This is a genomic window from Georgenia thermotolerans, from assembly GCF_009193185.1.
GTDB classification, from domain to species: Bacteria; Actinomycetota; Actinomycetes; order Actinomycetales; family Actinomycetaceae; genus Georgenia; species Georgenia thermotolerans.
In genome coordinates this window covers 11814-23392 of the sequence record NZ_VUKF01000004.1, presented here as the reverse complement: position 1 = coordinate 23392, position 11579 = coordinate 11814, and the positions used below count along the sequence as shown (strand labels likewise).

The following is an 11579-nucleotide window of genomic DNA, read 5'->3' as shown; positions in this document are numbered from 1 at the left end:
CGGCCGGGGAGGGGCGTTCCAGGCCGTTCTGCCGGCACTGCCGCAGGCAGGGGCGGGCCCGGGACACCGTTGTGCAGGGGCGCCGTTCGAGGTCGGTGCGGGCGCTGCCGGCGGGAGCCGGCAGCGTGGCGCGCGGGAGCGAGGCCGCAGGCGTCGCTGGGAGCGACGGACCACGCCCCGGGCGGTCGGCTCTCCCGTGGGACACAGCAAGGCCCCCAGGATCGCTCCTGGGGGCCTTCCTGGCCGTGCCGTGTCCGAGCGGCGCCACCGTGTGCGTCGCCCGGTCGCTCCGGCTCGGTCAGGCGGGGACGATGAGGCCGGAAGCCTGCGTCGTGGCCTTGCTCAGCCGGGCCGCGACGTCCTGCCAGTTGACGATGTTCCAGAACGCCTTGACGTAGTCGGCCTTGACGTTGAGGTAGTCCAGGTAGAACGCGTGCTCCCACATGTCCAGCTGCAGCAGCGGGATGGTGCCGACCGGCACGTTGTTCTGCTGGTCGAACATCTGGAAGATGACGAGCCGCCCGGACACCGAGTCGTAGGCCAGCACGGACCAGCCCGAGCCCTGGATGGCGGTGGCGTTGGCGCTGAAGTGGTTCTTGAACTTCTCGAAGTCGCCGAAGGAGTCCTTGATGGCCTCGGCAACCTCGCCCTCGGGCTCGCCGCCACCGTTGGGGGAGAGGTTGTTCCAGAAGATCGTGTGGTTGATGTGCCCGCCGAGGTTGAACGCCAGGTTCTTCTCGTGCAGGTTCACGGCGGCCATGTCGCCGGACTCGCGCGCCTCGGCGAGCTTCTCCAGCGCCGTGTTCGCGCCGGCGACGTAGGTCGCGTGGTGCTTGTCGTGGTGCAGCTCCATGATCTTGCCGCTGATGTGCGGCTCGAGGGCGCTGTAGTCATAGGGGAGGTCGGGAAGGGTGTAGACAGCCATGAATCTCCTCCTGGTAGGTGCCCGCGCCGAGATGGCGCCGGCAGGGGTGTGTCGTCCCGGGATGAACCCGGTCACAAGGGACAACCTATGCCGTCGCGGCCTGTTCCCGCGTGTTCGCTAGGTGAGACCGGCGACGGCCGTCGCCGGCCGGGCGGACAGGAGCGGCGGGAACGACGACGGCGGCCGGCCCCCTGAGGGAGCCGGCCGCCGTCGTCGTCAGCGAGACGCTCAGTCGTCCTGGCTGGACCGCGCCAGGACCGCGACCGAGCTGCTGGCGGGGATGCCGGGGTCGTGGTGCTCGCGGGGCGCCTCGAGCTCGACCTGCACGCCGCCGCCGCGCACCTGGTGCACGGGGCCGTCGTCGCCCTCGATCTCGCCGCCGTGGTGCACGGCGGCCAGCTCGGACGGCGTCACGGGCTCGACCCGGTCCTCGTAGAAGAAGCGGGAGAGCTTGTGCCGGCGCAAGTCCTTCTTGTACCCGGGCCGGTCGACGCCGTTGCGGTCCGTGGCCGGCTCGATCTCGATCGGGCGGCGCGGCTCGTGCGCGACGAGGATCCACCGCTCGTAGTCGTCGAGCGGCTTGTGGACCTCCATGAACGCGCCGTTGGGGAGCTGGACGACGCGGCCGGTCTCGTACCCGTGCAGGGCGAGCTCGCGGTCGCGGCGCTGCAGCGCCAGGCAGGCGCGCTTGGTGATGATGAACGCGATCACCGGGCCGACGAAGAACAGCACGCGGAAGAACCACGTGATGTCGTTGATCGACAGGTGGAAGTGCGTGGCGATGAGGTCGTTCGACCCGGCCGCCACGAGGATGAGGAACTCGGTGATGATCGCGACGCCGATGCCGGTGCGGACCGGGACGTTGCGCGGCCGGTCGAGCACGTGGTGCTCGCGCTTGTCGTGCGTGGCGGCGGCCTCGATGAACGGGTACACCGCGAGCAGGCCGAACAGGATGCCCGGCACGATGACACCCGGGATGAGGATGTTCAGCGACAGCGTGTAGCCGCCGATGACGACCTCCCAGCCGGGCATGAGCCGCAGCGAGCCCTCCAGGAAGAGCATGTACCAGTCGGGCTGGGCGCCGGCGGAGACGGGGGAGGGGTCGTACGGGCCGTAGTTCCACACGTTGTTGATGGACATGAACGTGCCCATCAGCGCCAGGAAGCCGAAGACGATGAAGAAGAAGCCGGCCATCTTGGCGACGTAGACCGGGAAGGCGGGGTAGCCGACGACGTTGTTGTCGGAGCGGCCCGGCCCGGGGTACTGGGTGTGCTTGTGCACCACCATGAGGATCAGGTGGACCGTCACCAGGGCGATGATCAGGCCCGGGATGAGCAGGATGTGCACGGTGAACAGCCGCGGGATGATGTCGTGGCCCGGGAACTCGCCGCCGAACAGGCCGTAGCTGACGTAGGTGCCGATGATCGGGATCGCGAGGGCCACGCCGTCGGCGATGCGCAGGCCGTTGCCGGAGAGCACGTCGTCGGGCAGGGAGTAGCCGGAGAAGCCGGCGAGCAGGCCCAGGATCAGCAGCGTGAAACCGACGAGCCAGTTCACCTGGCGCGGCTTGCGGAACGCCCCGGTGAAGAACACGCGGAACATGTGCACGACGATGCCGCCCATGAACAGCAGGGCTGCCCAGTGGTGCATCTGCCGCATGAGCAGGCCGCCCTTGACCTCGAAGGACAGGTGCAGCGTCGAGGCGAAGGCCGCGGACATGCCCACGCCCTGCATCGACGCGGGCAGGGCGTCCTCGGGGTAGGTGACGTGCTGCATCGACGGCTCGAAGAACATCGTCAGGAAGATGCCGGTGAGCACCAGCACGACGAAGCTCCAGAGCGCGATCTCACCGAGCAGGAAGGACCAGTGCTCGGGGAAGATCTTGCGGGCGATGAACTTGACGGCCTTGCCGGCGCCGACGTTGTTGTCGAGGTAGTCGGCGGTCGCCCTCATCGGCTTGGACGGCTTGTACCCGCCGGTGCCGGCGCGGGTGGCGGTGGTGCTCACTTGAGACGCTCCCAGAAGCTCGGGCCGATCGGCTCGTTGAAGTCGCTGCGTGCGACGAGGTAGCCCTCGGTGTCGACGGCGATGGGCAGCTGCGGCAGCGGCCGCTTGGCCGGGCCGAAGACCACCTTGGCCTCGTCGGCGACGTCGAACGTGGACTGGTGGCACGGGCACAGCAGGTGGTGGGTCTGCTGCTCGTAGAGCGCCACCGGGCAACCGACGTGCGTGCAGATCTTGGAGTAGGCGACGATGCCGTCGTAGGACCAGTCCGCCCGCTCCGGGCGCTCCTTGAGGACGCGCGGGTCGAGCCGGATCAGCAGGGCGACGGCCTTGGCCTTCTCCTCGTAGTAGTCCGGCTGTCCCTCGGTCAGCCCCTGGGGGATGACGTGGAAGACGGACCCGATGGTGACGTCCGAGGCCTTGATGGGCGTGTCCTCGGGGTCACGGGCGAGCCGGCGGCCCTTGGAGCCGTCGGGGAGGGTGCCGTAGGTGCCTTCGGGGGTGTCCCCCCAGATGGTGTGGCGGAACTTCGAGACGTTCCAGTCCCCGCCGAGGTTGCCCACGAGCGGAACCAGGATCGGCAGCGGGGCCAGGGCCGCGGCGCCGGCCAGGGCGCCCTTGAGCACCGGGCGGCGGGCGATGCCGGCGTCGTTGACGCCGTCGACCATCATCTGCGCGGCGACCTCGCGGGTCTCGTCGTCGGAGCGCTGCGGGTGACGCAGCTCGACCCGCTCGACGTTGTTCATCAGCGCCTTGGCCCAGTGGATGGCGGCGACGCCGATGCCGAGCATGCCGAGGCCGATGCCGGTGCCCAGCACGATCGTCGAGATCCGCACGCTGCCCACGGTGTTGTCGAGCGGGAGGGCGAAGTAGCCCACGAGCGCGCCGATGGAGGCGAGGATCGACAGCGTGAAGAGCAGGACGACGATGCGCTCGGCCCGCTTGTTGGCCGCCGGGTCGACGTCGGTCAGCCGGGGGAGGTGCTCCTCGAGCCCGGGGTTCTCGAACCGGTCCGGGACCTCCGGCGCCCGGGTGGCGTTGTACTGGTTGATGCTCACGACGACCTCGCTCCGATCCACACGGCCATGCCGATGAGGCCGCCGATGCCGATGACAAACGCCCAGATGAACTCGGACACCGGTCCGAGCGACCCGAGGTTCGCGCCACCCGGGGAGGGCTCACGCTGCTCCACCAGGTAGGCGATGATGTCCTGCTTGCCCTGCGGGCTGATGTTCGCCTCGTTGAACACGGGCATGGACTGCGGGCCGGTGAGCATGGCCTCGTAGATCTGGGTCGGCGTCGACTCGTAGAGGGCCGGGGCGTACTTGCCCTCGCTCAGCGCGCCACCGGCGCCGACGGCGTTGTGGCACATCGCGCAGTTGGTGCGGAACAGGGCCATGCCCTTCGCCGGGTCGCCGCCGGCGGGGTCCACCCGGTCCGCGCTGGGCACCGCGGGCCCGGGGGCGAGCGAAGCCACGTAGGCCGCGAGCTGGGCCGTCTGCTCCTCGTTGAACTGCGGCGTCTTCTTCTCGGCCTGCGGCGAGTTGTTCGCCATCGGCATGCGGCCGGTCGACACCTGGAAGTCGACCGACGCCGCGCCCACGCCGATGAGCGAGGGGGCCACGTCGGTGCCCTCGGCGTTCAGGCCGTGGCAGGTGGAGCAGTTGGCCTGGAACAGGGCCCTGCCCTGCTGGATGTCCTGCGCGTTGGCCGTGGGCTGCGCCTCCGCGGGGCGGGGGGCGAGCACGGCGTAGAGCGCGCCGGTCAGGATCAGGGCGAGCAGCACAAGGACAGCCGGTGCGTACCGGCTCCTTCTGCTGGCGGCGAGTGCCTTCACGATGGTGGTTCCTCGTTCGGGTTGGGTGGGGCGGGCGGATGGCGGTGAGCCCTGTGACGGGCCCGCCCGCTATCGCAGGACGTAGATGATGAAGAACAGGGCGATCCAGACGACGTCGACGAAGTGCCAGTAGTACGACGTGACGACCGCGCTGCCCGCCTCGAGGTGGCCGAAGCGCCGGGCGGTGAAGGCCCGACCGAGGACGAACAGGAAGGCGATGAGCCCGCCGATGACGTGCAGGGCGTGGAAGCCGGTGGTGATGTAGAAGACCGAGCCGTAGGAGCTCGACGCGATGGTGACCCCGTGCTCGACCAGCTCGGTGTACTCCGTCACCTGACCGGCGACGAAGATCGCGCCCATGACGAAGGTGAGCGTGTACCACTCGATCATTCCCCAACGGGCCACGTTGAGGAGCGAGCCGGTCCGCGAGGCCTGGAAGCGCTCGGCGGCGAAGACGCCCATCTGGCAGGTGACCGAGCTGAGCACCAGGATCGTGGTGTTCGTGGCCGAGAACGGGAAGTTCAGCACGCTCGAGGCCTCGGCCCACGCCTCCGGGCCGGCGACAGATCGGTGCGTGAAGTACATGGCGAACAGGCCCGCGAAGAACATCAGCTCGCTGGAGAGCCAGACGATGACACCGACCGACAAGACGTTCGGTCTCGTCACCGAGACGTGGGCAGCACTCGGGGCAGCAGCAGTGGTTGACGACACGCTGTCATTATGGCCCAGGTCGAAGGTCGAATCGCCAGTTGTCCGGCCCTGCGCGTCGCCGGATCGCCCGTGATGAGCCTAGTTCCGGGAAAAGGTCATCCATCCGCGACGTTGGTCCCGCCCCGACGGTGTCCGGTTCGTCCGGTCCGAGCGGCGTGGTGCGGGCCGATGAGGGGTGCGGCGGGCGCGGCGGCCGGGGCGTTGGGGACCCGCGCGGTGGCGGCGGCCGGGGTCCGAGGCTGTGACCACTACCATGGCCCTCAGGACGGTGACGTGCGCGCCTGCCGCCCGTGACCACACATGCCGGCGGCCCCCGGGGCCCGCCGCGGACCCTGCCTGGAGGACGAGGATGACCAGCATCGAGACCGCATCTGCCCGAACGGCGGAGGAGACGGCGACGGTCGACCTGCTGATCTACAGCGACGACGTCGACACCCGCCGGGCGGTGATCGAGGGCGTGGGCCGGCGCGCCGCCAAGGGGCTGCCCCGCATCCGCTGGACCGAGGCCGCCACGCACGCGGGCGTGCTGCAGAAGGTGGCGGAGCACGACTTCGCCCTCCTCGTGCTCGACGGCGAGGCCGCCAAGGTCGGCGGCATGGCGGTGAGCCGCCAGCTGAAGAGCGAGGTCTACAACTGCCCGCCGGTCCTCATCCTCACCGGGCGGCCGCAGGACGCGTGGCTGGCCACCTGGGCGGAGGCCGACGCCATCGTGCCGGCCCCGCTCGACCCGATCGAGCTTCAGGAGGCGGTGGCCCGCCTGCTGCGCGAGCAGGTCGCCAAGTGAGTGCGGGACTGCACCGTCCCGAACCGACCTGGCCGGGGCTGCTGGTGCAGCTCGTCAACCGGCACGACCTGTCCACCGCGGAGACGGCCTGGGCGATGGACCAGGTCATGGAGGGCCTCACCTCCCCGACGGTGCTGGCGGGGTTCCTCGCCGCGCTGGCGACCAAGGGCATGACGGTGGAGGAGCTGCGCGGCCTGGCCGACGCGATGCTCGACCACGCCCTGCCGATCGACGTGCCCTCCGACGTGGTCGACATCGTCGGCACCGGCGGGGACCGCCTCCACACCGTGAACATCTCCACCATGGCCTCGCTGGTCATCGCCGGCGCGGGCGTGGGCGTGGTCAAGCACGGCAACCGCGCGTCGAGCTCCTCCTCCGGCTCGGCGGACGTGCTCGAGGCCCTCGGCGTGGACCTCAACCTCGAGATCCCGCGCGTGGAGCAGGTCTTCGCCGAGCTCGGCATCACCTTCTGCTTCGCGAACCTCTTCCACCCCTCGATGCGGCACGCCGCCGTCACCCGCAAGGAGCTGGCGATCGGCACCGCGTTCAACCTGCTCGGCCCGTTGACCAACCCCGCCCGCCCGCGCGCGGGCGCGATCGGCGTCTCCGACGCGACCGCGGCGCCCCTGGTGGCCGGCGTGCTCGCGGAGCGGGGGGCCAGCGCGCTGGTCTTCCGGGGCCAGAACGGGCTCGACGAGCTGAGCACGACCGCGCTCAACGAGGTCTGGGAGGTCCGGGACGGAACCGTCACCGCGCACACGCTGGACGCCGTGGCCGAGCTCGGCCTCGCGCCGGCGACGGTGGCGGACCTGCGCGGCAAGGACGCGGCGTACAACGCCGGCGTGGCCCGCGAGGTCCTGGCCGGCCGGGGCGGCCCCGTCCGCGAGGCCGTCATGCTCAACGCCGCCGCCGCGTTCGTGGCCGAGGGCTCCCTGCCGGGAACCTCCGGCGACGCGCCGCTGAACGCGCGCCTCGCCGCCGGCCTCGAGCACGCCGCCCGGTCGCTGGACTCCGGCGCCGCCGCCGACGTGCTGCAGCGCTGGGTCGCGCTGACCCAGCCCGCCACGCGCTGACCCAGCCGGCCACCCGCGGACGCGCCAGTGCCCCGGCTCCGAGGGCCGGGGCACTGGCGCGTCCGGGGCCCGGCGGCCGGGAATCAGTCCAGGCCGATGTGGAACGCCTGCTCGAGGTCGTGCTGGGAGTAGGCCTGGAAGGCGATGTAGGTCTTCATGCCGCGCACGCCCTCGACCTTGCCGACGTGGTCGGCCACGACCCGGGCGAGGTCCTCGTGCTCGCGCACCCGGGCGATGGCGATGAGGTCGACGTCACCGGTGACCGAGTACACCTCGCTGATGCCCTCGAGGTCCGCCACCTCCTGGGCGACCTCGGGGATGCGGGCGACGTCGGCGTCGATGAGCACGATGGCGGTCAGCATGTTCGCTCCTTGAGTGTTCGGAAATCTCGCCCCCATCATCCTCTGGCCGGCAGGGGGTGTCGTGCCGCCCCGCGCACCGGGCACGCCAGCGGCACCTCGCCCTCCTCCAGATGGACCAGGCGCACCCCGGGCTGCTCCAGCCACCCGGCGACCAGCTCGCTCTCCTCGACCGGGGCCGCCCCGCAGGCGGTCTCGGGGGCGGGCACCGCCTCGCCGCTGGCCCGCAGCGCCGCCACCACCGGCATGGGGTCCGCACCACGCGGGGCCACCGCGGTGCCGGCCAGGCGACCGTGGCGCACCAGCACCAGCTCCCACCCCCCGGCGTCCCGGCGCCGGGCGGCGACGAGCTCCGGGGTGGTCACCAGCGGGCGCAGCCGCTCGCTGCGACGGGCGCCGGCGAGCAGCGCGTGGAGCCGGTCGCGCTGGGTCGCCGCCTCCTCGTAGCGCTCCTGGGCGGCGAGCTGGCGGATCTTGCCGTGCAGCACGGCGACGACATGGTCGACGTCCGCGCCGAGCGTGGCCCGGGCGCCGGCGACGACGGCGGCGTAGGCCGCGACGTCCTGCCCGCCGGTGCACGGGGCCCCGCACCGCCCCATCTCCGCCAGCGCGCAGGCGGTGGCGGCCGGGCGAGGCACGAGGGGCAGCCGGGTGCCGCACCGGCGCACCGCCACCGCCTCCTGGACCGCCTCCAGCGCCTCGGTCGCGGCCCGCTGGGAGGTGAAGGGCCCCAGCGCCTGCCCGAGGTGGCCCGCGGGCAGGCGGCGCACCACGCTCAGCCGCGGGTACGGCTCGTCCGTGAGCCGCAGCCACGGGCGCCGCTCCGGGCGGCGCGAGCGGCGGTTGTACGGCGGGTCGAGCTCGGCGATGAGCCGGACCTCGCGCACCTGGGCCTCGAGCACCGTGGCGCAGGGGACCGTGCGCACGCCGGTGGCGATGTCGAGCATCTCGCCGATGCGGGCCCGCTTCTCCGCGGCGGTGAAGTAGCTGCGCACCCGGCGGTGCAGGTCGACCGCGGTGCCCACGTAGAGCACCTTCCCGTCCGGGCCGACGAACTGGTACACGCCCGGGGTGCGGGGGAGCCCGTCGGCCATCGTCGCCTTGCGCCGGCGCCCGTGGGGCACCGGGTCGGCGGCGGTGCGCAGGTCCTCCAGGTGCGTGACGCCCAGCGGCGCGAGCCGGCCGAGCAGGGCGTGCAGGACGTCGACGGTGGCCCGCGCGTCGTGCAGCGCCCGGTGGTCCGGGGTCACCGCGGTGGAGAACAGCGCCGCCAGCGTGCCGAGCTTGTGGTTGGGCGCCTCGTCCTTGGTGACGATCCGCCGGGCGAGCTTGACGGTGTCGACGATCGGGGGGCGCGGCCAGGTCAGCCCCATCCGCTCGGTGGCGTGGCGCAGGAAGCCCGCGTCGAAGCCGGCGTTGTGCGCGACGAAGACGGTGCCGCGGTCCAGGCCGGCGAACTCCAGGAACGCCGGCAGCACCTCGGTGATCGGCGGCGCCTGGATGACCATGGCGTTGGTGATGCCGGTGAGCACGGTGATGGTCGGCGGGATCGGCACGCCGGGGTTGACCAGGGTCTGGAACTCGCCGAGCACCTCCCCGCCGCGCACCTTCACCGCCCCGATCTCGGTGATCTCCGCGCCGGCCGGCGAGCCGCCGGTGGTCTCGAGGTCGACGACGACGAAGGTCACCTCGTGCAGCGGGGTGCCCAGGTCGTCCAGGCCGAGCTGGACCGGGGTGCCGCGCCCGGTGGCCGCGCGGGTGGCGTCGTCGAGCGGGAGACGGCCGCCGGGGGCCACGTCGAGGAGCGAGCGCTGCATGGGCGGCACGCTACGTCCGGGCACCGACATCGCCGGTGAGGCGGCCCCGGCGTGGCCGGCCCGCCGCGCGCCGGCATGCGTGACGAGCCGGCCGGGGCGTGGCCATCGTGCGCCGCCGGCGCGACCCGACGAGACGGGCCCGGGACGGAACGCCCCGGGCCCGTGCGGCGCCTACCGGCTCAGCTGGCCGCCTCGGCCGCGCGCTGCGCCGCCGCGCCGGCGTACAGGTCGTCCACGGTGTCGGCGTGGTCGGCGAGCACCGTGTCGCGCTTCACCTTGAGCGAGGGGGTGAGGTAGCCGTTCTCGACGGTGAAGTCGGTGGTGAGGACCTGGAACTGACGGATGGACTCGGCCCGGGAGACCTTGGCGTTGGCCCGGTCGATGGCGAGCTGGATGTGCTCGCGGACGAACGGGTCGACCGCGGCCTGCTCGACGGTGAGCGCCGGGCGGCCGTGGTTGGCCAGCCACCCGGGCAGCATCTCGGCGTCGAGGGTGAGCAGGGCGGCGATGAAGGGGCGGTGGTCGCCGACCACGACGCACTGGGAGACGATCGGGTGGGCCCGGATGGAGTCCTCCAGCGGGGCCGGCGCGACGTTCTTGCCGGCGGCGGTGACGATGATCTCCTTCTTCCGGCCGGTGATCCGCAGGTACCCGTCCTCGTCCATCGAGCCCAGGTCCCCGGTGTGGAACCAGCCGTCCGCGATCGCCGCCGCGGTGCCCTCGGGGTTGTTGTGGTACCCGCGGAAGACGGGGACGCCCCGGACCAGGATCTCGCCGTCGTCGGCGATCCGGACCTCCGTGCCGGGCAGGGGCGGGCCGACGGTGCCGATCTTGATCTTCTCGGGCCGGTTGACGTTGGTGGGCGCGGTGGTCTCGGTCAGCCCGTACCCCTCGAGGACGGTGAGGCCGAGGCCGCGGTAGAAGTGGCCCAGCCGCTCCCCGAGCGGGGCGCCGCCGGAGACGGCGTAGGTCGCCTGCCCGCCCATGGCCGCCCGGATCTTGCTGAGCACGAGCTTGTCGGCCAGGCGGTGCTGCAGGGCCAGGGCCGGGCGCGGGCCGCCGGCGTCGAGCGCGCGGGAGTAGGCGATGGCCACCCGGGCGGCCCAGCGGAAGATCCGCAGCTTCAGGCCCCCGCCGGTCTTCTGCTCGGCGCCGTTGTAGACCTTCTCCCACACCCGCGGCACGGACAGGATGAAGGTCGGGCGGAAGGTCGCGAAGTCCGCCACGGCCTGCTTGGTGTCCGGGGTGTGGCCCAGCGGCTTGCCGGCGAGGAGGACGAGGACCTCGACGAACCGGGCGAAGACGTGAGCCAGCGGCAGGAAGAGCAGCGAGCGGGCGCCCGGCTGCTCGAAGACCTCGCGGATGGCCTCGATGGCCTCCAGCCCGAGGACGACGAAGTTGCCGTGCGTGAGCTCGGCGCCCTTGGGCCGCCCGGTGGTGCCGGAGGTGTAGATGATCGTGGCGAGGTCGTCGAGGCCGACCCCGGCCCGCCGGGCCTCGAGGGCGGCGTCGGGCACGTCGCGGCCGAGCTCGGTGAGGGTGGCCAGGGCGCCGTCGTCGATGCGCCAGACCGGGCCGAGGCGGGGCAGGCCGCCGTCGACCTCCCGGGCCGCCTCGACCGTGGCGGCGTTGTCGGCGTTCTCGACGACGACGGCGCGGGCGCCGGAGTCGGAGAGGATCCAGTGCGCCTGCTCGGGGGAGCTGGACTCGTAGATCGGGACCGGCACGGCGCCGGCGTGCCAGGCGGCCAGGTCGAGCAGCGTCCACTCCAGGCGCGTGCGGGACATGATCGCCACGGTGTCCCCGGCCTCGATGCCGGCCGCCATGAGCCCCTTCGCGAGCTCCTCGACCCGGGCGAGGGTCCATGCCGCGTCGTGCGCCACCCAGGCCCCGTCGACCTGCTCCTCGTAGAGCACCTGCTGCGGCCGGAGCCGGGCGTGGTCGACGAGGTAGTCGGTGATGCTGCGCCCGGGGTCGACCTCGACCCGGCGCGGCATGCGGAACTCGTCCATGCTGTCTCCATCGGCAGGCGGATCAGTGCAGGTCGCGACAGCGTACCGGCCCGATCC

The 11579-nt window shown here is 72.2% G+C and carries 10 protein-coding genes; 2 read left to right on the top strand and 8 right to left on the bottom strand.

Annotated features, from left to right (window positions below):
* Positions 1-298: 298 nt before the first annotated feature.
* From GD970_RS02730 to ctaE, 5 genes are all read right to left on the bottom strand, one after another.
* Positions 299-925, bottom strand: a complete 627-nt coding sequence (locus tag GD970_RS02730) for a superoxide dismutase (protein ID WP_152200483.1) — start codon at positions 923-925, stop codon at positions 299-301.
* A gap of 228 nt (positions 926-1153) precedes the next feature.
* Entirely contained in the window at positions 1154-2878 is a 1725-nt protein-coding gene (qcrB, locus tag GD970_RS02725) for a cytochrome bc1 complex cytochrome b subunit (RefSeq protein ID WP_152200725.1), read from the bottom strand.
* Between the two features lie 50 nt (positions 2879-2928).
* Positions 2929-3987 (bottom strand): cytochrome bc1 complex Rieske iron-sulfur subunit, encoded by a 1059-nt coding sequence (gene qcrA / locus GD970_RS02720; RefSeq protein WP_152200481.1) that lies wholly within the window; start codon positions 3985-3987, stop codon positions 2929-2931.
* A complete protein-coding gene (qcrC, locus tag GD970_RS02715) occupies positions 3984-4766 on the bottom strand; it encodes a cytochrome bc1 complex diheme cytochrome c subunit (RefSeq protein ID WP_152200478.1) in 783 nt (260 codons plus the stop codon). The genes qcrA and qcrC overlap by 4 nt, the downstream gene beginning before the upstream one ends.
* 69 nt (positions 4767-4835) lie before the next feature.
* Complete coding sequence (gene ctaE / locus GD970_RS02710) at positions 4836-5477, bottom strand: aa3-type cytochrome oxidase subunit III (protein WP_152200476.1); 642 nt, start codon at positions 5475-5477, stop codon at positions 4836-4838.
* Positions 5478-5826: 349 nt separating this feature from the next.
* Between ctaE and GD970_RS02705 the strand changes: the two genes are divergently transcribed.
* Both GD970_RS02705 and trpD read left to right on the top strand, forming a co-directional pair.
* Positions 5827-6261 (top strand): response regulator transcription factor, encoded by a 435-nt coding sequence (locus GD970_RS02705; protein WP_152200474.1) that lies wholly within the window; start codon positions 5827-5829, stop codon positions 6259-6261.
* Positions 6258-7334 (top strand): anthranilate phosphoribosyltransferase, encoded by a 1077-nt coding sequence (gene trpD / locus GD970_RS02700; RefSeq protein WP_226925104.1) that lies wholly within the window; start codon positions 6258-6260, stop codon positions 7332-7334. The genes GD970_RS02705 and trpD overlap by 4 nt, the downstream gene beginning before the upstream one ends.
* An 83-nt stretch (positions 7335-7417) precedes the next feature.
* Here the strand turns inward: trpD and GD970_RS02695 are convergent, their stop codons facing one another.
* From GD970_RS02695 to GD970_RS02685, 3 genes are all read right to left on the bottom strand, one after another.
* Positions 7418-7696 carry an Lrp/AsnC family transcriptional regulator gene (locus GD970_RS02695; protein ID WP_152200471.1) on the bottom strand — a complete coding sequence of 93 codons (279 nt, stop codon included), beginning with the start codon at positions 7694-7696 and terminating at the stop codon, positions 7418-7420.
* A 35-nt stretch (positions 7697-7731) separates the two neighbouring features.
* Positions 7732-9510: a DEDD exonuclease domain-containing protein gene (locus GD970_RS02690; protein WP_152200468.1), complete on the bottom strand. Its 1779-nt coding sequence runs from the start codon at positions 9508-9510 to the stop codon at positions 7732-7734.
* Positions 9511-9689: 179 nt separating this feature from the next.
* Positions 9690-11522 (bottom strand): AMP-dependent synthetase/ligase, encoded by a 1833-nt coding sequence (locus GD970_RS02685; RefSeq protein ID WP_152200466.1) that lies wholly within the window; start codon positions 11520-11522, stop codon positions 9690-9692.
* Positions 11523-11579 lie beyond the last annotated feature (57 nt).

What these genes read in the sequence shown, in the direction of transcription:
- GD970_RS02730 (WP_152200483.1), bottom strand. Translation starts at nt 925, where the DNA reads ATGGCTGTCTACACCCTTCCCGACCTCCCCTATGACTACAGCGCCCTC.
- qcrB (WP_152200725.1), bottom strand. Translation starts at nt 2,878, where the DNA reads ATGAGGGCGACCGCCGACTACCTCGACAACAACGTCGGCGCCGGCAAG.
- GD970_RS02705 (WP_152200474.1), top strand. Translation starts at nt 5,827, where the DNA reads ATGACCAGCATCGAGACCGCATCTGCCCGAACGGCGGAGGAGACGGCG.
- GD970_RS02695 (WP_152200471.1), bottom strand. Translation starts at nt 7,696, where the DNA reads ATGCTGACCGCCATCGTGCTCATCGACGCCGACGTCGCCCGCATCCCC.
- GD970_RS02690 (WP_152200468.1), bottom strand. Translation starts at nt 9,510, where the DNA reads ATGCAGCGCTCGCTCCTCGACGTGGCCCCCGGCGGCCGTCTCCCGCTC.
- GD970_RS02685 (WP_152200466.1), bottom strand. Translation starts at nt 11,522, where the DNA reads ATGGACGAGTTCCGCATGCCGCGCCGGGTCGAGGTCGACCCCGGGCGC.